General features: G+C 57.8%; 20 protein-coding genes and 1 pseudogene. 18 read left to right on the forward strand and 3 right to left on the reverse strand.

Features of this window, described 5'->3' with window-relative positions:
- Window positions 1-2: 2 nt before the first annotated feature.
- The 4 genes from BM216_RS30595 to BM216_RS30610 all read left to right on the forward strand — a co-directional run bounded on the left by BM216_RS30595 (window position 3) and on the right by BM216_RS30610 (window position 3,535).
- A complete protein-coding gene (locus BM216_RS30595) occupies window positions 3-1,151 on the forward strand; it encodes a M20 family metallopeptidase (RefSeq protein WP_210217089.1) in 1,149 nt (382 codons plus the stop codon).
- A gap of 145 nt (window positions 1,152-1,296) precedes the next feature.
- Window positions 1,297-2,013 (forward strand): GntR family transcriptional regulator, encoded by a 717-nt coding sequence (locus tag BM216_RS30600; protein ID WP_093003737.1) that lies wholly within the window; start codon window positions 1,297-1,299, stop codon window positions 2,011-2,013.
- A 273-nt stretch (window positions 2,014-2,286) separates the two neighbouring features.
- Window positions 2,287-2,733, forward strand: coding sequence for a helix-turn-helix domain-containing protein (locus BM216_RS30605; RefSeq protein WP_093003739.1), 447 nt, complete (start codon window positions 2,287-2,289; stop codon window positions 2,731-2,733).
- Window positions 2,734-2,971: 238 nt separating this feature from the next.
- Window positions 2,972-3,535 (forward strand): transglutaminase-like cysteine peptidase, encoded by a 564-nt coding sequence (locus BM216_RS30610; protein WP_093003741.1) that lies wholly within the window; start codon window positions 2,972-2,974, stop codon window positions 3,533-3,535.
- A gap of 29 nt (window positions 3,536-3,564) precedes the next feature.
- Here BM216_RS30610 and BM216_RS33810 read toward each other — a convergent pair whose 3' ends face one another.
- On the reverse strand, window positions 3,565-3,849 hold the full coding sequence (locus tag BM216_RS33810; protein ID WP_143102915.1) for a hypothetical protein: 285 nt from the start codon (window positions 3,847-3,849) through the stop codon (window positions 3,565-3,567).
- A 99-nt stretch (window positions 3,850-3,948) separates the two neighbouring features.
- Window positions 3,949-4,257, reverse strand: a complete 309-nt coding sequence (locus BM216_RS30615; protein WP_143102916.1) for a hypothetical protein — start codon at window positions 4,255-4,257, stop codon at window positions 3,949-3,951.
- A 270-nt stretch (window positions 4,258-4,527) separates the two neighbouring features.
- Here BM216_RS30615 and BM216_RS30620 point away from each other — a divergent pair, with 270 nt between their 5' ends.
- On the forward strand, window positions 4,528-5,127 hold the full coding sequence (locus BM216_RS30620) for a transglutaminase-like cysteine peptidase (RefSeq protein ID WP_093003745.1): 600 nt from the start codon (window positions 4,528-4,530) through the stop codon (window positions 5,125-5,127).
- Window positions 5,128-5,339: 212 nt separating this feature from the next.
- On the opposite strand, the gene BM216_RS30625 is transcribed toward BM216_RS30620, so the two are convergent.
- Window positions 5,340-5,843, reverse strand: coding sequence for an RNase H family protein (locus BM216_RS30625; RefSeq protein WP_244530414.1), 504 nt, complete (start codon window positions 5,841-5,843; stop codon window positions 5,340-5,342).
- 254 nt (window positions 5,844-6,097) lie between these two features.
- Between BM216_RS30625 and BM216_RS30630 the strand changes: the two genes are divergently transcribed.
- The 13 genes and pseudogenes from BM216_RS30630 to virB11 all read left to right on the forward strand — a co-directional run bounded on the left by BM216_RS30630 (window position 6,098) and on the right by virB11 (window position 17,276).
- Window positions 6,098-6,301, forward strand: a complete 204-nt coding sequence (locus BM216_RS30630; protein ID WP_093003749.1) for a hypothetical protein — start codon at window positions 6,098-6,100, stop codon at window positions 6,299-6,301.
- Between the two features lie 319 nt (window positions 6,302-6,620).
- Window positions 6,621-7,295: a lytic transglycosylase domain-containing protein gene (locus BM216_RS30635; protein ID WP_093003751.1), complete on the forward strand. Its 675-nt coding sequence runs from the start codon at window positions 6,621-6,623 to the stop codon at window positions 7,293-7,295.
- Between the two features lie 27 nt (window positions 7,296-7,322).
- On the forward strand, window positions 7,323-7,664 hold the full coding sequence (locus BM216_RS30640; RefSeq protein ID WP_093003798.1) for a TrbC/VirB2 family type IV secretion system protein: 342 nt from the start codon (window positions 7,323-7,325) through the stop codon (window positions 7,662-7,664).
- Window positions 7,665-7,752: 88 nt separating this feature from the next.
- On the forward strand, window positions 7,753-7,965 hold the full coding sequence (locus BM216_RS30645) for a VirB3 family type IV secretion system protein (protein ID WP_244530418.1): 213 nt from the start codon (window positions 7,753-7,755) through the stop codon (window positions 7,963-7,965).
- 2 nt (window positions 7,966-7,967) lie between these two features.
- Window positions 7,968-10,433, forward strand: a complete 2,466-nt coding sequence (locus tag BM216_RS30650) for a VirB4 family type IV secretion/conjugal transfer ATPase (RefSeq protein ID WP_093003755.1) — start codon at window positions 7,968-7,970, stop codon at window positions 10,431-10,433.
- 326 nt (window positions 10,434-10,759) lie between these two features.
- Window positions 10,760-11,560, forward strand: a complete 801-nt coding sequence (locus BM216_RS35145; protein ID WP_280141722.1) for a lytic transglycosylase domain-containing protein — start codon at window positions 10,760-10,762, stop codon at window positions 11,558-11,560.
- A gap of 25 nt (window positions 11,561-11,585) precedes the next feature.
- Window positions 11,586-12,284: a type IV secretion system protein gene (locus BM216_RS30660; protein WP_093003758.1), complete on the forward strand. Its 699-nt coding sequence runs from the start codon at window positions 11,586-11,588 to the stop codon at window positions 12,282-12,284.
- A gap of 6 nt (window positions 12,285-12,290) precedes the next feature.
- Window positions 12,291-12,509, forward strand: a complete 219-nt coding sequence (locus BM216_RS33815) for a hypothetical protein (RefSeq protein WP_143102917.1) — start codon at window positions 12,291-12,293, stop codon at window positions 12,507-12,509.
- A gap of 3 nt (window positions 12,510-12,512) precedes the next feature.
- Complete coding sequence (locus BM216_RS30665) at window positions 12,513-13,541, forward strand: TrbL/VirB6 family protein (protein WP_093003760.1); 1,029 nt, start codon at window positions 12,513-12,515, stop codon at window positions 13,539-13,541.
- A 28-nt stretch (window positions 13,542-13,569) separates the two neighbouring features.
- Window positions 13,570-14,265 (forward strand): VirB8 family type IV secretion system protein, encoded by a 696-nt coding sequence (locus BM216_RS30670; RefSeq protein ID WP_093003762.1) that lies wholly within the window; start codon window positions 13,570-13,572, stop codon window positions 14,263-14,265.
- A pseudogene (locus tag BM216_RS30675) lies at window positions 14,262-15,002 on the forward strand (TrbG/VirB9 family P-type conjugative transfer protein); the annotation flags it as partial. The gene BM216_RS30670 and the pseudogene BM216_RS30675, both read left to right, overlap by 4 nt.
- Before the next feature lie 83 nt (window positions 15,003-15,085).
- A complete protein-coding gene (virB10, locus tag BM216_RS30680) occupies window positions 15,086-16,270 on the forward strand; it encodes a type IV secretion system protein VirB10 (protein WP_093003766.1) in 1,185 nt (394 codons plus the stop codon).
- Window positions 16,251-17,276, forward strand: coding sequence for a P-type DNA transfer ATPase VirB11 (gene virB11 / locus BM216_RS30685; RefSeq protein WP_093003768.1), 1,026 nt, complete (start codon window positions 16,251-16,253; stop codon window positions 17,274-17,276). The genes virB10 and virB11 overlap by 20 nt, the downstream gene beginning before the upstream one ends.
- Window positions 17,277-17,280 lie beyond the last annotated feature (4 nt).

Raw genomic sequence — 17,280 nt, forward strand, 5'->3', positions numbered from 1 at the left:
TCATGACCAGCACGACGATGTCCCCGATCCCAAAGAAGATAAAGCCAGCTCAACTTCTGTCACGGCTCGTAGCGGTAGAGAGTTGCGATCCTCCGGGCGGAGAGCTCGAGATAGCACGGTTCCTCGAAAAGGAGCTCTCCGGGCGAGGTATCGAGCTCGAGGTCGATGAATTCGCACCGGGCAGAGCGAACCTTCTGGCGCGTTGGCGAGGCAGCGGTCGTCGCGGTCCGCTCGTCTTTTCCGCGCACCTGGATACGCTGCCACCGGGGTCCCAAGGTTGGAGTGTGCGACCGTTTGGCGGCACAGTCAAAGGTGGACGTCTGTTCGGACGCGGCGCATCCGACATGAAAAGCGGTGTCGCGGCGATGACCGCTGCCTTCTGTTCTGTCGTCGCGACTGGGACGAAGCTTTCCGGGGATCTGGTGCTAGCCTATAGCGCGGGGGAAAGCTCGAACTGCCTTGGCGCGAAGCGCTTCGTAGAACGTGCTCAGTTCGCCGACGCCAGCGCCATTCTTGTCAGCGAACCCTCCTCTCTCGACCTGATCGTCGCCGAGATGGGGGCATTGTGGCTTCGTATCACCGCGCTTGGACAGACTGGCCATGTCTCGGGGCGGCGCGGCATCAACGCCATCGATCAAATGTCGGATTTCATGATTGGCCTGCGATCCGTTGACCTCCCTTGCCCACCCCATCCGCTTTTGCCCGAGCCAACGATGCAAGTCGGCGTTATCCGGGGCGGCCATGCAGTCAATCTCACCCCCGACCAGTGCACGATCGAGCTCGACGTCAGGATCAGACCGACCACAGATCCACAGGCAATCATCGACCTCGTTGCACGGCCGGGCGTCTCTATCGAAGTTGTCGACTTCAAGCCGGCCGTCGAGACCGCTGTCGATCACCCGTTTACGCAGGCTTGCCTTCAAGCGCGCCGTGGATTGGGCGTTGAAACTATGAAGATCGGCGGCGTCAGCTATTATTCTGATGCCACGATCTACGCGACGGCCTGGCGAACACCGTTTGTCATCATCGGACCGGGTGAGCTCGGCATGAGCGGTCAACCGGATGAATACGTCGAGATCGAAAAGGTCACGGCGGCAGCAAGGATCTTCGAGCGCGTAGCCAAACTTTGGTTAGGCGACGTACCGCCTTGAGCCGTTGACCTTGCCGACATGCCAACCGGTCGTAGAGACTAGTGATGGGCAAAGGCCACGTATTCTTTTCAGCAACAATAACAATATCCTGCAGGCGTGTGCCTGCCGCAGGCTGCAAATCATCTCGACATGTGAGTATAAAAAGATGGTCACTCATTCCGTGAAGGTTCGCGAGGCGTATACTCGCATCAAACTTGCATTACTGCGCTACGGCGTCCCACCTGGCACCGCCATTAACATCACCTCAGTCGCCGAGAAGATGCGCATCAGTCAGACGCCAGTTCGAGAGGCTCTTATCTGGCTGCTCAGCGAAGAGCTGATCGACTTCATCCCGAACCGAGGATATTACGCGAAACATCTCTCCTTTGGTGATCTTAAGGCCGAATACGAAGTGGCTTATATGATCTCGAAATATTCCATCGAGACTGGCGAGGTCGCCTTCGACGAGACTGCCGGCGAGGATCAATGTGGCCAGCCGGGTCTGAGTGTGGTCGTTGACGATAACGGCGCAGATTGTGTGGCTGGTTATCTGGAGCGCCTTTACAGACGGGTCTCGATGACCTCAGGCAACAACAAGCTCATCCGGGCGATGAGCTCATTCAACGAGCGGACCGGTTTCATTCGACGGTACGGCCTTAAGAATGATCCCGAGTTCATCGGTTTCCTCTCGGGTATGGAGGGCCTGGAAACCTGTCTTTTATCTGGAAACCGGAAAAAGGCGCTTTCTCTTCTTGAACATCATCACGGGGCAAAAGTCGCCATTCTGCAGCGCGTCCTACACAAGCTGAGGCGTGACGTTGATGCTGCCGCGGAGAGCTTCGAGGACCTGCTGGGCAGGCTTGCGAGAAAACCAGATCACTGATCATATATTTTCGCGCACTACTAGAATTCGATTCCGCCTACGTTATAACAGGCGTAGGCGACGCGCATCGCCTGGGGCGTGGAAACCCCTGCTATCGTAGCGCTCTTTTGGAGTGCGACACTTCGCGATCATTTGGTCGGGGAGCCTGCGGCGCATACAACAGGTTCGATAGAACTAAAGGCTGCAGGGGCCCGCGGTAGCGGCATTTCCAACTCCCCGACCACGATCACGCCATCTGCGGTGCGCACCGCAGATGGGTTGCGGAGCTTCACAATGAATCATCAGTCCTTTCCGGCTCTACCTCACTCTTCAACCGTCGGCTCAGCCGGAGTTCTGCCTGACCCGCAAACGATTGACAGCGTGGTCGGAGATCAAATTCGGGCGCGCAGGACGGCATTAGGGATGTCGCAGAAGAGGCTTGGGCATCAGATCGGCGTTTCCTTCCAACAAATTCAGAAGTATGAGCTCGGAAAAAACCGCGTCAGTTCTTCGAAGCTGTTCGAAATCGCCTTTTGCCTCAAGGTCGCGCCGAGCTTTTTTTTCGAGCCGCTCGTAGCCGGGCCGACGACTCCATTTCGCGGACATGCAGGTGGCGCTGGACAGAAGCGCTTTGCATATGTTGCTACTCGCGAAGGCGCGCGGCTCGTCGAGACCGCACTGAGTTTGCCGCGGCCTGTCAGGCTCGATCTCCTTCGGCTGATGGAGACCTTGTCAAAATAGAAGTGCTGGCTGGCGTTGATGGTTCTATCCCTGCAAACGGGATAACCGGTGCTATGCCACGCAACAGACCCTGCGTGAGGCACAGGCGGTCCAACACTCACAGCATTCCGGTGACCCACGCGCGTTTCTGACATGTAGACAGATTACAAGGAACATCTCGACCGGTAGTTGATTATTCCATTGTATCAACCGATCGAAACTCCAGGATCCGACCGATGTCGGAGATGAGGAGCCATAGATGTTCGTACGCGCTCTGATTATCCTGACCCTCTACATTGGCGTGAGCATTCCAGCGGCAGTCGATGCCGGGAGTTCCGAGCTGGCATCTCCCCGGCTTAAAGAAAAGGCAGCTACACTGGCGCCATTTTCATTCATCAAACTCTGCGGTGCTCACCCAGAACAATGTAAGAATAAAAGCGGCGCCAGCGAGATAAAGCTTGATGGACGTAATACGAGGCGTTTGGAAGCGATCAACGCGACAGTTAATCGAACCATCCAACCACAAAAGGATGCTCCGGGGCGGGATCGATGGTCTCTCGATGTTGCAGGCGGAGATTGCGAGGAGTACGCGCTCGCGAAACGGCGCGAACTGATCAAGATCGGCCTTCCACCGCGGGCCATTAGGCTTGCCGTTGGTAAGACGGGGAGCGGCGAGGCACACGCGGTTGTGGTCGTTAAAACAGACAAGGGCGATATCGCCCTCGACAACAGGAATGACGCGCCGCAGCCGGTCAACCGCCTAGGTCTTGCCTGGGAAAAAATCGAATCCTCCGACAATCCGAAGCTCTGGCGATCTTTATAGGTGCGTGGCTATTGCCGCGACACCGCGAGCTATTGAACTGAGAAGCTCGATGTCGTTCCGACGACACCGGCCGATGAGCCCGGTATGGGTCCTGTCCTTGGGTTGAGGTCAAATGGCGGATGGCAAATCCTGACGATTTCACTTCTTTGATATTGGGTGATCTTCAGGAGACCGCATTCCTCTACGCGATAGGTCGTCGCATAGGCGCCACCGCGCGCGTAGTTTCCACTCTGCACGAGATCGGCGGCGTTGACCAAAGGCGCGCTCGTCAGGAGTACTGCAGAAAATAGTAGGGATGTCTTAAATACTTTCATTCCAAGATCTCCGACAATGCTGTTGCTCAAGGATATGGGCTTGCGAGGCTCAGTTTCTAGATCCGGTTGGACCAATGAACTCGCTTGGCTGCGGCTAGATCAAAGGTCTGCGCGATCGCCGTTGCGATCAACCAACTGAAAGCGCTTTCCATCCGTCTCAACGTCGACGCAGTTCTTCTGTCCGCTTGGGTATAACAGGCACAGCTTGCCATTGGAGAGCTTGTAGCCGACCGACTTTCCGCTTTGATAGGTATAGCCGTTCCGCGCTTTGGTCGTCTTTTTCGACCGTTCGTTTAGCCGCTCGCGAATTTCGGGTTCAGAGGCGACACGCATCCTGCTGCGTTCCGCTAACGCCGGATTGACTGCCAGAAGCGCCAAAGACATTGCTAATAAAGAAATCTTCCCCATTCCCACTCCGATCACGCTCGCAAATAGAGCTAACACGAAGTCTTGCTTTCGCATAGCGTCTTGCCAAGTGCTCTCCGGCCGCCAAAGCGCTTATACTCGGCACGTGATACGTTACCAAGCATTCGGGCTGCAGTGAGAAACACATCCGACAGCCATGAAACCGTGCTTCGTTAAAATTGAAGCTTTCCATTTAAGCGGCTCGAAAAAGCTACGTGCTAAATCGGGACAGACGGGCAGGACGCGCCCCAATCGTTGCGATGGAGTCGGAGCATGCTGGTGAGAAAGATTTCTGCGATCGCGGCCCTTTCGGTCGCGCTGGTCACAACGGCTGTCGCACCGGTCGACGCCGGCCCGGTCGCCGGGATGACGCGGTCTTTGCGGACGGCGCCACAGACCAGCTTCATCAAGACGTCGCGCAACACGCTAGCACCGTTTGCTTTCATTCGCTTTTGCCGGGACAACCAGTCGGATTGCCAAGCAGGCGATGGTCCGTCGCTGGTTGAGGTCGGGCAAGCTCAACGCCGTGAGTTGGCGCTGATCAATGCAAGCGTCAATCGCGCCATCAAGCCGACATATGATGCGGCCGACGATGATGAATGGGCGGCCGATGTCACATCCGGTGACTGCGAGGATTATGCTTTGACCAAGCGGCGGCAGCTTGTTGCGCGCGGGTGGCCCTCTAGGAGTTTGAGGATCGCAGTCGGCAAGACGCCGCAGGGCGAAGGTCACGCGGTCCTGGTCGTCAAAACCTCTCAAGGAGACCTTGTCCTCGACAATCGAACGAACTCGGTTCGCCCCTATAATCAGACTGATCTCCGCTGGGAGAAAATCCAGTCGCAGGATAATCCGCGGCTGTGGCTAGAGATCTGATCTCGCGCTCAATGCCGCATGGCAGGTAGCGATTTTTGGTCTGACGCCTGAGTTTTGATTCTTTCGGTTCTCACGGCTGGCATGTCGTCATCAGGCCAGACGGACAGTCTATCGTCGGTCGCTGACATGAAATCTTCGTCCTGCGGACATCTGCCGCATAAGCCGTTAGATACCGCGCATCGTTGCGACAGGCGAATTCATCATCGGGGCGTTCAAGATCTATGAGCGGCCTCACCTGATTCATCAGAACGATCGGCGGGGTTGGACACGCGGCCGACGCCGGCGAGGAAGTCGGCGCGATCATTGCCGCATAGGCCGTTGTGGGCCTTGCACCAATCGACGACAATTGAGGGGCAATCGCCAAGCAAGCGGTCCAGCACCTGCCAGATGGCTCGGTCGGGCGACGGTCGCTTGCGATTTCGCGGATTGCGATCGACCTTGCGCCATCCATTGTTGCGCCAGATGGGCAACAGCCGGTGCACGCCTTTCATCACGTAATGGGAGTCAGTCCAGATCAAAACAGGGCCGCTGAAGCGCCGCGAAACTGCCCACTCGGTCGCCTTGAGGACGGCGAGCACTTCGAAGTGGTTGTTCGACGCCCCAGTCGAAGAGCCACTCTGATGAAACACTTCAAGTCCTTCCCGGTAGGCAACAAAGGCCCAGCTCCCAACCCGCAGATCGGGATCGAATGATCCATCGGCGAAAAGTTCGATCATCAGCCGCGACCGCATGTAGCCGGCGATCTATCTTGGCGTTCGAGCCCAGTTTCCGTTTTCGCGTGGAGCCGCGTCGCGAGCGCATGTCCCATAAGAGTTCCCCTTCGCACATCCCCCGGCCCTATTTATATGCACAAGTGTGCCAAACTGACTTGAAGGCGAGGCATTAACCTTACTGCGTAACCACCTATTAATCGAAGGCTTGCTTGTAGAGGTCGCCCCGGCCAGAACGATCTACAAGCAGGAGATGCAAGATGGCCGGCAAGCGTGTGCATACAGTTCGATCGGGACGCCCCACCCTTCGCCAGCGCCGCAAGGCACCCGTGAAAAACGTGCCGGAAGGCCATCGTCCGGACGCTGTCGAGATCGGCCGCCGTCGTGACGACGATGCGGCTGTTCGCAAAGTTCGAGATCGCAAACCTGCCAACGACGATTTTGACGATCCGGACTTCGACTGAAACCGTCCTACCCGCGTGCGGCCGACGCCTCTCCCGCAGCATTCAGGTTAAACCGAACCTTCTCGCGTTCTCACCTCCGCTTCGTCGCCACTGGCGGTGTGCAGGCGACCTGCCTAGCCGCGCTGGTTCATGGCCCTGCCAGCCATCGCGCGATCCATGACGACAGGATGAAGGGCGACGGCCATCGTCAGCCGACGGTCAATATATTGTCGATATATTTTCCCCCTCAGCTTCGGATGCATTGACAGCAACCCGCGCTATCGATTTACTCGCTAATACAACCAGAGGTTATTTTCATCCATTCATTGCGGAGGCGCCTATGCGGTATCCGGAGCGACCCCCTGTTCAAACGTTACGACTTATCCCCGTCACCGGGGCCATAGCACTCGCCGCCTGTGCAATGCTCATTTGCCCGACCGCCATGGGCCAAACCATTTTAGCTGAAGTCGAAACGCTTGGGATAGAACGTGAATGTGGCCCCTCGCCGCTCACAACCGACGAGATCCGGGCGATGGTCGTCGAGACAGCGCGTCGCCAAGATTTCGACGAGACATTCGCGCTTGCGATCGCTTTTGTCGAAAGCCGCTTTGGTCAGAGCCTGAATTCCCCGAAAGGGGCGCGCGGACCGATGCAGTTGATGCCCGCGACGGCGCTTCGATTTGCCGTCACCGACATCTGTGACGCCGCTCAGAATATCGATGCGGGCATTCGCTATCTGCGACAGCTCGAAAACGAGTTCCACAATCCGCTCTTGGTTGCCGCTGCCTACAATTGCGGTGAGGCCCGGGTGCGCGATCACCGAGGCATACCGCCCATTCACGAGACGCTCAACTACGTCGCAAGCGTCATCAACCAGCAGATCAAGCTCGGCTTCAATTCCGCGCCTCGAGCTCCGGGCCAGCCCGCAACCTCAGACGGTCGCCGGCAACACACCGCTGGTGTCATCAAAGCCAATAAGACCCGCACCTTTGTCGGTGGTGTGATGCATTTTTAGAGGGAGAAAACCATGCCTTTGAGACCCATGCCTGCGAGAACGGCGCGAGCTAAGTTTTTCCATCATGCGGGCCGGTTAGCCATCGCGGCTCTGGCCATAGGACTGGCCACAGCGGATGCGGCGTATGCCCAGGCCGGAGGTGGTGGCGGCGCGTTCGCACCTCTATCGACGGCATTCCAGATGATCGTCGATTTTATCACCGGGCCGTTTGGCCGCCTGGTTGCAATCATTGCGGTGATCACGCTCGGTTTCCTGGCGTTTCAGGGGCGCCTTTCGTGGTTCTTCGCCGGTAGCGTCATTCTCGGGATCGGCTTCGTGTTCGGCGCCCCCAATATCGTTGATCAGATGATCTCGGCCGTGGGGCAGTGACATGGCTTCTGTCGACGACGAAAAACCAGCATTTACCCCTTTGGTGTTAGGCCTGACGCGACCGCCAACCTTATGGGGCGTGCCGTATATGGCAGTGGTGCTTTCGATCGGCCTGACGATTATCGGATGGCTCGCCAGCGGTCACCTTCTGGCGCTTTTTGTGGCACCGATTTCCTACCTCATTTTATTTTCACTCTGCAGCTTCGATGGCAGGTTCCTCGAAGTGCTGCAGGTTGCCTGTCAACGGACGCCGAGGACCGCCAATTCGCGGTTCTGGGGCACTACGTCTTATGGACCATGACGATGTTGAAAGCAGTGACCGAGGATCTCGGCTTCGGCCGTCAACGCGCCAGAGAACGGTCGATGGCACGCCATATTCCCTATTTGCGCCACGTCTCGGACACGGTCATCGGACTTCAGAATGGCGCGATGTTAAGCGTAATCAAGGTGGAGGGCCTGTTTTTCCAAACCGAGGATCAGGCTGAGCTCAACATGCGCTCTGCCGTGCAAAACACGATGATCCGTGCGTTGGGATCGAGCCGTTACGCGCTCTGGTCGACTATCATACGCCACCAGGTCGAGGCGAGGCTCGACGGGGCCTTTGAAGATGAGTTCTGTGCCGCGCTGAACCACCGCTACATGGAGCAGTTACAAACGAAGCGGATGTTCGAAAACACGCTGTATCTGACCATCGTCAAGTCTCGAGCAAGCGGTGTGCTGGGCGCAAGCGAGTTAGTCAAGCGCCTTGTTTCGCCGGCTCTCGCCCAAGGACGACAGCAAGAGGACGCCGATCTTGCGGAATTCGAGGAGCTGGTCGCGCGTATTGCCGAGGATTTACAGAAGTACAAGGCGCGGACCCTTGGGGTCGTTTATCATGCCGACAGCCAGAGGGACGATCAGGCTGAGTTCGATGGCCAGACCGCCGCCCCCGGCGAGGCACTTTTTCCCTATTCAGAACCCTGCGAATTTTTCAATACGATCCTCGCATGCGGCGTGCGACGCAGGATGCGCCTGCCCCGCATGGGCCTTTATGACTTTCTTGGTACGTCGCGCCTTTATTTCGGCAAGCGATCGATGATGGCCCAAGGTCCGAGCGAGGGCGACAATCGCTATGGCGCATTGCTGTCGATCAAGGAATATCCTCCGTTCACCGGACCCGGGATGCTTGATGGACTGCTGCAGGTCAATCGTGAGTTTATTCTCACACAATCATTCTCGCTTGCCGACAAACCGATTGCGCAGGAGAGGATCGGTCGCCTGAAGCGGCAGATTGCCGCCTCCGACGATGCTGGGAGCACGGTCGAGGACGAGATCGATTTTGCCCTCGACAGTCTATTGAACCAGGAGGCGGTGTTCGGCACCCATCATCTGTCGCTTCTCTGCCTCGCTCGGGACATCGACGATGTCGGAAAGGCAGTAACCAAGCTCGGAGCCTGCCTTACCGACGTGAATATCAACTGGTTGCGGGAAGATCTTAATCTGGAACCGGCGTTCTGGGCGCAGCTCCCTGGAAATCAGAGTTACATTGCACGCCGATCGATGCTCTCGAGTGCCAACTTTTCCGGCCTGTCCTCGATGCATAATTTCGCAACCGGTCAAAGAGATCGCGGCCATTGGGACAAGCCGATAGCCGTACTTGAGACCGCCTCCCAGACGCCATACTGGTTCAACTTTCATCAGCGCGATATCGGCCATTTTCTCGTCACAGGTCCGACCGGATCAGGAAAAACGGTGGCCCTTACCTTCCTGCTTGCCCAGGCCATGCGGGTTGAGCCGAAGCCGCGCACCGTATTTTTCGATAAGGATCGGGGCGCCGAGATCTTCATACGGGCGATCGGCGGCAGCTATGAGGTTCTGACACCGGGAACCCCGACTGGGTTCAACCCGCTGCAGCTCGAGAATACCGGCCGTAATGTCGAGTTCCTGCTCCGGCTTCTAAAGGTCATGCTGACATCGCCCCATGCAGGATTGCAGCAGGAAGATGAAACATTTCTGGAGCGGGCCTTGCTGCGGCTGATGAGCGAACCGAAGCCGGAACGGACGCTTGCCAATCTTGCAGCACTCTTGGCAGGCGGTGCGCGCGCCAATGCCAACGATCTTAACGCAAGGCTTCGCGGCTGGATCGATGGTGAGAAGGCCTGGCTGTTCAACGCGCCTCAGGATCGGCTTTCAATTACCGGTTCGCGCGTCTTCGGCTTCGACATGACCCATATCCTAACCAACCCTGACACGCGCACCCCTGCCCTGATGTACATCTATCATCGCCTCGACGAGCTGCTGGATGGTAATCCGGTCATGTTCTTCATGGATGAAGGATGGCAGCTTTTGATGGACGAGACTTTCAGCCACTTCATCGTCGATAAGATGAAAACGATCCGCAAGATGAACGGGATCGTTGGCTTTGGCACGCAGTCGGCTGCCGATATTGCCAAGGCGCCAATCTCGCACACGCTGATCGAGCAGGCCGCAACCCATATCCACTTTCCCAATCCCCGCGCTGACGATGAAAGCTATCGTGTCCGCTTCGGCCTGACGAAGCGGGAATTGGATTTCATCAGATCGACGCCACCGGAAAAGCGAAGCTTTCTGATCAAGCACGGAACGGACTCGGTCATTGCCAAGCTCGATCTCTCGACCATGCCAGACCTCGTTAAAGTTCTCTCCGGACGCAAGGAAACGGTCGAGGAATGCGCACGGATCCGTGCGGAGGTCGGCGACGATCCGAGAGCATGGCTTGCACGCTTCTGTGGTTGGGAGGAGATTAAATGAGTTGCTTGGTCTTGCCTCACGCCGCACCGGCTCTGTCGCGGCTTCTCCTGCGCCTTGCTCTGATGGTCGTCCCGCCTGCTGTCGCTATGGTCGAGGCTCTCGTCCCGGCGTCGGCTCTTGCCGACACGGCGGTGATCGACACTACGATCTTAAACCGCGAGGAAACGCGCGACGTGAGCCTATCCCAGACCTACAAGACCGATGAGGGACGAATGTCGGCGTCAAGAAGCGTAGGCTGCGCGATATTTCGGCCGGGACGATCGGGAGACGCGGCCTCGAGCGCCGGCGCCAATCCGCAGATCACAGCCTTGTCGCGGCGTATCGCGATGGAGGAAGGCGTTGATGAGCGCTTGTTCCTGGCGCTGATCTATCAAGAGAGCCGATTCAATCCCTGTGCCCGCTCTTCGGCAGGCGCGATCGGCCTTACGCAACTGATGCCGCAGACGGCAAAGGATCTCGGTGTCGATCCTTATGACATGACCGATAACCTGCGCGGCGGTGCGCGTTATCTGAAGCAGCAATTGGCGACCTTTGGCGACCCGCGTCTCGCGCTTGCCGCTTACAATGCCGGACCCGGCAATGTTCAGACCTATGGTGGCATTCCGCCGTTTCGCGAGACGCAGGGCTATGTCGCAGCGATTACCGAGAAATGGCTCCCGGCCTTTGGGGGGCGAGACCTAGCAGCCCTTCCGGGCGGCGATAGTGCGGGTGCAGGTTCCTATGCCAATCTTCGGGACGTTACGCTCAAAAGCATGGCAATGTCTGAGGCGAGCGGGCAGTCGAGCGCTTTGATTAAGTTGTTTCTGGAAGAGCTCGGATCACGATCGGGCGGCACGCTTCAGGATAGTTTCGATCATAACTCAGCAAGTCGAAACGCTAATCTGGAAATGATCAACCGCGCAATCCTGATCGGCGCGATGATTGCCGAACTATCTAATGCCCAGGGCGCCATGGACACAGCAAATCTGTCTGGCTCGGCTCGCAGTGTGCGCGCCGACCGACCGCCTGACGATCGGGGCGAAAGCTCCCACAGGGCTTGCCAGAAAGACGCGATGGCCAGGGATCCGCTTGCGACCTGCCGTCCCATCAATGCCGGCGCTCAGGCAAGAGTTTCAGCTCAATTCTAGATGTTGTTTACGAAGGAGGCGTGTGATGAGGTCTTTTGTTTTAGCAGCAATTATCATGCAGGTCGCCACACCGGTCTTTGCCCAGATGCGGGTGATCGACAATGCCAATCTCGATGTGGCGAAGAGGACAGCTGAGACCACCGACAAGATCCTGGAGACCAACCGTGAGGTTCGCACGACTGTCGAGGACACACTCAAAGCGGTTACGGGCGACCGGGCCGGTGCGGCCGATGCCTTGCGGAGACTTGCGGTCGGAAGTGGGTTCAGTGTTTCGCAGCTTCCTGGTCTCGACAAGATCCTCTCTCCGAGCGGCACGGATTTCGGCGGTGTCGACGGTGCGGTCAGTGGAACGGCGACCAAATTCCTCAACGGCCTGAAGCTTCTGCAAAGCCTTTCCGGACAGAAGCAAAGCGCGTTTTCGAGCGACCGGTCTTATGAAGAGCTGATGAAGACGGTGCTTGCGATTTCGACATTGACGACGGGCGCCCAACAGGCGGTCACTGCACGACGCGATGCTCTGGAGCAAGCCGGCTCCATGATCGGCAAAGCAGACGACGTCAAAGGCTCGCTTGATCAGAACACCCAGTTGCAGGTGCAATCCGGCCTGACGATCAATGAGCTGATTGGGGTGATGAACGGGGTAGCGCTATCGCTGCAAGCGCAAAATCAGCGACGCCTGACCGACATGTCGAATTCGAAAAAGGCCCTCACCTACAAAGAGTAATCAATCATGAAAGCGAATCCATGGGTGCTGGCGCTTTTAGCGCTGGCAGTGAGCAGTTGCGGCCATGGCCCAAGCGAGCGCAAGGCACCATGCAAGCATCCGAAAGGACTTGCCGCATTTAGCGGGAATGAGACCGAGATGTGCGGGCCGATCATCAAGATCGATCAGGATCATCATGCCGTGGTCGAGGCACTTGGCCATCTCATCGACGCTCAGGGAGGCTAAGCGGTGGATAATTTTATCGGCGACCTCCTAGAACGGGTCGAGGCGACGGGCCAAAATTTTTCCGAGCGCGCCTATGGCATTATCGGCACGCAGATCATGCCGCTGTTGACGCTGATGCTGATCGGTTATGTCGCCTTTTACGGGCTGCAGTTGATCATGGGCACGACACGCATATCGATCGGCGAGATCGTCGGGCGCGTGGCGCGCATGCTCGTGGTCGTCTCGCTGGTGGGAGAATGGGGCCATTTTAACGACCTCTTCTATGCCTGGCTATCACGAACACCAGAGGCAGTTGGCCGGGCCATTCTTGGAGCAACGGGTACGGGCATTACGGAACCGACCAATGGGCTGTCCAGGATATGGATGACGGCCAATCAGGCCGCTTCCGCCTTTGCCGAGCAGTCGGGCTATCTGTCGATCCTGCCCTCGATGACTGGTTTTCTCATCATGTTCTGCGTCGCGGTGTTTCTGGCGGTGGCGCTCGCAATCCTGCTCTTGTCGAAGGTGATGATGTGGGTCCTCGTTGCGACTGCGCCAATTTTCATTGCCAGCATGCTGTTTGAGCGTACGCGTGGACTTGGCAATGCCTGGTTTCAGCAAGTGCTGACGTACGCGCTGATCCCGCTCTTCGTTTATGTCGTTGCAGCATTCCTGATCTCGGCGATGGAACCGGAACTCACCAAGGTCACAAATGCGGCCGGTGAGAGACGACTGCAATTGAGCGACGTCTCCGCGTTCCTTTTGTTGTGCTGCGCTGGCGCCTTCGTGCTGTTCAACATCCAGACCCTGGCGCAGGGCGTTACTGGCGGGATGGCGGCCGGGATCGGCAAGATTGCCCGCGACGTGGCCGGCCTCACCGGCATGACGCTGCCACGCCAGACAGTCCGTGCCGCCAGAAGCGGGATGGGCTACGCCGGCGGACGACTTGCCGAGGCTCGCCAGCGTACCGAGGCGGGCATCAAGGACAATATCCACCATTCAACAGCAAGCGCGATGAAACGACGGATCAGCCGGACCGGCGACATCGCCTGATATCGGCTTCGACGTGAGGGAGGGTTAGATGGCCAAGCAATCAGAAGACGCGCTTATCGGCTATTATCAGGCGGGAGAGACGTGGGAGACGGAGGTTTTGCGTCATGCGCGCCGTTCGCGTGCCGTCGCCTGGCTTGTCTGCACAATGTTCGGTGTGCTTGCGCTCCTTGCGCTCGTCGCTTTGATCCTGCTCGTGCCGCTCAAGTCCTTCGAACCCTATATCGTCGAAGTCGATAAAAACACCGGCTACCTCGAGGTCAAGTCAGGCCTGACGAAGTCGGGGCTCCTCAGCGACCAGCAGGCAATCACGCAGGCCAATGTCGTGCGCTTTATTCGCGCCCGCGAGGGGTATGATCCGTTTGCTATTTCGGAAAATTTCGCCATTGCAGCGCTTTTATCGGCAGAGCGTGCAGCGCGCGACCTTCAGGACCTTCATAGCGTCACCAATCCTGCCAATCCGGCGGAGCGATATGGCAAGGCGACAAGCGTAACGGTCGAGATCAAGTCGGTGACCTTTTCCAATGCGAGCACCTGCCTTGTAAGGTTTTCGACGACCGAGACATCGGAGACGGCTGCCATCACACGGCATTTCATCTCGGTCGTTCGCTATCGCTACACGGAGACGCCCGCGACAAATGCGTGGCGCTTTGAAAACCCGCTTGGATTTCAGGTTTACGACTACCGACGCGATCAGGAGAGCGTGTCGCCGGAGGATGAGCGATGAGACTATTCATTCTGAAGACAGCTGCCGCTTCAGTAGCCTTCATCCTTTCGGCCGCGCTTCCCTCGTCGGCTGCGCAGACACCGCGTCCTGGCGCGCTTGATCAACGCGTCACCAGCGTTGTCTATCAGGCCAACAACGTGGTCCAAGTCTCCGCCACTTGGGGCATCTCCACGATGATCCTTTTCGACGAGGACGAGCAGTTCGAAACGATCTCGCTCGGCGATACCGAAAGCTGGCAGGTGGCGCCGGCAGAGAAAGGCAACATCCTGTTCATTACACCGGTCGCCCGCGATGTCGCCACCAACATGAATGTGGTCACATCAAAGCGGATCTACTTCCTCGAACTTGAAGATCATGCACCGGACGATAAGAGAGAAGTTTTTGGCATCCGGTTTGTTTATCCCGACAAAATCGAGGATGCACGCCTTCGGCAAGAGGCTGAACGCAGAGCTGCATTTCCCAACATATTCGGCCTCGACAAGAACACGGTCCACTCCGACTACGGGTTCTCTGGCGATCCGACCCTGAGGCCGACCATGGTGTTCGACGACGGAAAAAAGACATTCTTCCGCTTCGATGGGCAGGTGCCGGCAATCTATGCAGTTCAATCTAATACACAAGAGACGCTGAGGAATTTCCGCAAAGAAGGTTCCTACCTGGTCGTTGACGGGATAGCCCGGCAATACACCCTGCGTGATGGCGATCAATGGACCTGCGTCTTCCGGCTTGACCGTCCCGTCTTGCCGAAGCGTCAGACGCGCTCGGGGGAAGGTGCGAGCTGGAACACTTTCAACCCACATCGTGAGGGAGGAAGCAGGCGATGACGAGAAGCCGTGAGCTTGACGTGCTGGCGGCCCGCGACGAGGTTGCGGTGGCCAACAAGAACATCGGCCGCAATCAGCGGTACAGCATAGTGCTTTTGCTAGGCGGTGGTGTGATCGCCGGTTATCTGGCGCTCTCCGTGCCATCGGCAGATCAGGTTGATAATGTCCAGACTGACGAGGAATTCAAGACGTCTTCTTTCCGGCCCCCTTCCTTCTTAAGGGAGGAAGCGAAGCAGGTTCTGCCGCCGGAGCAGCCGGTCGTCGAGCTCCCCCCTCCCCCTGAAGCTACACCGCCGACGCAGACAACCTTCGACGTTCCGCCACCACCGATTTCCGGCGACACGGGACCGGTGGAAGAGTTTCCCGATCGCTTCCGCTCGAAGCTGATCTCGCTCGACCAGAGCGCACAGGCGACAGGTCGCGACACTGCGGCGCCGGATGGGTCGAACTCGGCGGTTGCCGGAGAGGATCGAGCAAGCCGGTATCTCGGTGCGGCAAGCCGCCTATCGGATCGGGGCGCCACCGCCCGCAAGATCGCCCGCATCGATGCGATGATCCCGGAGGGTACGTTGATCCCCGGCATTTTGGAGACTGCGATCAACAGCGACCTTCCAGGCCAGATCCGAGCCATCACTTCCCAGGATGTCTATTCGTTCGACGGAAGGCGGATCTTGATCCCGACAGGAACGCGATTGATTGGCGAATATCAGTCGGAGATCACCAGCGGTCAGAAGCGGATCTTTGTCATATGGACCCGGCTGATCCGCGATGACGGGGTTACAGTCCGACTGAACTCGATCGGCAGTGACAGCCTTGGGCGCTCTGGTCTGACCGGCCATGTTGATAACAAGTTCAAGGAGCGGTTTGGCGCATCGATCCTGTTGTCGATCGTCGGTGGCGGCGCAAGCTACCTCACCGGCTATGGGAGCGACCGGGCGACTGATGACGACGATGATGCAGAACGGGCCAAGGAGCTGGCGCGCGACACGATCTCGAAGACCTTTAGTGACATGGCCAATACGGTCCTGTCGGAAAATTTGAGGATCCCGCCGACGATCAGCGTAGCCCAGGGCGAGCGGATTTTTGTCTATGTGCGCCAGGACCTCGATTTTAGCGCCTTCTATGCAGATCCGGTGGTCGAAGCGATGAAGGAGATCCAGCGTGAACGCGGCCGCAAATGAGAGACCGGCCAAGGCCGATCCGCACTACTTCCTTTATCGTGCGCTCGAGCCTTTGAGGCCATTTCTCGATGATCCGAACGTCGTCGAGATCGCGGTCAACCGGCCGGGTGAAGTCTATGTCGAGCGGCTCGGCTTAGAGCGGATGCAGCACTATCGCATTGATGAGCTGAGTGCCGGCGAACTCCACAACATCGCCGAGCGGGTCGCAGCGATTACGGCACAATTCGTCAGCCCCGCAAAGCCGATCTTGAGCGCCTGGCTTCCCGGCGGCGAGCGCATCCAGTGCGTGATCCCGCCTGCGGCACCGGATGGCGGAGCTTTGTCGATCAGAAAGCAGGTCGTGAGTGACTTTTCGCTCGAGGACCTGCGCGCTGCTGGCGCGATGGACAAGGTGGCTGTTTCGAGATCGCAGACAGGAGACCTGGATCGACTGTTGCGCGAACATCTCGCTGCCGATCGGATCTATGATTTCGTCACGCTTGCGCTAGCGCAGCGTGTGTCGATGCTGATCAGTGGCGGCACGTCTTCGGGGAAGACCACGTTTTTGAACGCCTGCCTGAAAAGTGTGGGTTTGGATGAGCGCGTCATCACGCTTGAGGATACGCGTGAGCTTTATCCGCCCCAGCCCAACAGCCTGCATCTCGTCGCCTCGAAGGGCGATCAGGGCACGTCCGACGTAACGATCCAGAGCCTGATGGAAACGTCGCTCCGGATGCGGCCGGACCGGCTTTTTGTCGGCGAAATCAGGGGAGCGGAGGCTTTTTCGTTCCTGCGGGCGATCAATACCGGTCATCCGGGCAGTATCTCGACCGTGCATGCGGACACCGCACATGGCGCCTATGAGCAACTGATCATGATGGTACAGCAAGGCGGGATGGCGACAGGTTTTACCAAGAGCGATTTGCTGACCTACGTCCAGACGGTGATCCCGATTGTCATCCAGTTACGCCGCGAGGGGGGACGACGGGGCGTATCGGAGATTTTCTTCGCTAGGTCAGATCAATGAAGCG

The sequence above is a fragment of the Rhizobium sp. NFR07 genome (assembly GCF_900111905.1).
GTDB lineage: Bacteria > Pseudomonadota > Alphaproteobacteria > Rhizobiales > Rhizobiaceae > Neorhizobium.

What these genes read in the sequence shown, in the direction of transcription:
- BM216_RS30595 (WP_210217089.1), top strand. Translation starts at nt 3, where the DNA reads ATGACCAGCACGACGATGTCCCCGATCCCAAAGAAGATAAAGCCAGCT.
- BM216_RS30600 (WP_093003737.1), top strand. Translation starts at nt 1,297, where the DNA reads ATGGTCACTCATTCCGTGAAGGTTCGCGAGGCGTATACTCGCATCAAA.
- BM216_RS30605 (WP_093003739.1), top strand. Translation starts at nt 2,287, where the DNA reads ATGAATCATCAGTCCTTTCCGGCTCTACCTCACTCTTCAACCGTCGGC.
- BM216_RS30610 (WP_093003741.1), top strand. Translation starts at nt 2,972, where the DNA reads ATGTTCGTACGCGCTCTGATTATCCTGACCCTCTACATTGGCGTGAGC.
- BM216_RS33810 (WP_143102915.1), bottom strand. Translation starts at nt 3,849, where the DNA reads ATGAAAGTATTTAAGACATCCCTACTATTTTCTGCAGTACTCCTGACG.
- BM216_RS30615 (WP_143102916.1), bottom strand. Translation starts at nt 4,257, where the DNA reads ATGGGGAAGATTTCTTTATTAGCAATGTCTTTGGCGCTTCTGGCAGTC.
- BM216_RS30620 (WP_093003745.1), top strand. Translation starts at nt 4,528, where the DNA reads ATGCTGGTGAGAAAGATTTCTGCGATCGCGGCCCTTTCGGTCGCGCTG.
- BM216_RS30625 (WP_244530414.1), bottom strand. Translation starts at nt 5,843, where the DNA reads ATGATCGAACTTTTCGCCGATGGATCATTCGATCCCGATCTGCGGGTT.
- BM216_RS30630 (WP_093003749.1), top strand. Translation starts at nt 6,098, where the DNA reads ATGGCCGGCAAGCGTGTGCATACAGTTCGATCGGGACGCCCCACCCTT.
- BM216_RS30635 (WP_093003751.1), top strand. Translation starts at nt 6,621, where the DNA reads ATGCGGTATCCGGAGCGACCCCCTGTTCAAACGTTACGACTTATCCCC.
- BM216_RS30640 (WP_093003798.1), top strand. Translation starts at nt 7,323, where the DNA reads ATGCCTGCGAGAACGGCGCGAGCTAAGTTTTTCCATCATGCGGGCCGG.
- BM216_RS30645 (WP_244530418.1), top strand. Translation starts at nt 7,753, where the DNA reads ATGGCAGTGGTGCTTTCGATCGGCCTGACGATTATCGGATGGCTCGCC.
- BM216_RS30650 (WP_093003755.1), top strand. Translation starts at nt 7,968, where the DNA reads ATGTTGAAAGCAGTGACCGAGGATCTCGGCTTCGGCCGTCAACGCGCC.
- BM216_RS35145 (WP_280141722.1), top strand. Translation starts at nt 10,760, where the DNA reads ATGGAGGAAGGCGTTGATGAGCGCTTGTTCCTGGCGCTGATCTATCAA.
- BM216_RS30660 (WP_093003758.1), top strand. Translation starts at nt 11,586, where the DNA reads ATGAGGTCTTTTGTTTTAGCAGCAATTATCATGCAGGTCGCCACACCG.
- BM216_RS33815 (WP_143102917.1), top strand. Translation starts at nt 12,291, where the DNA reads ATGAAAGCGAATCCATGGGTGCTGGCGCTTTTAGCGCTGGCAGTGAGC.
- BM216_RS30670 (WP_093003762.1), top strand. Translation starts at nt 13,570, where the DNA reads ATGGCCAAGCAATCAGAAGACGCGCTTATCGGCTATTATCAGGCGGGA.
- virB10 (WP_093003766.1), top strand. Translation starts at nt 15,086, where the DNA reads ATGACGAGAAGCCGTGAGCTTGACGTGCTGGCGGCCCGCGACGAGGTT.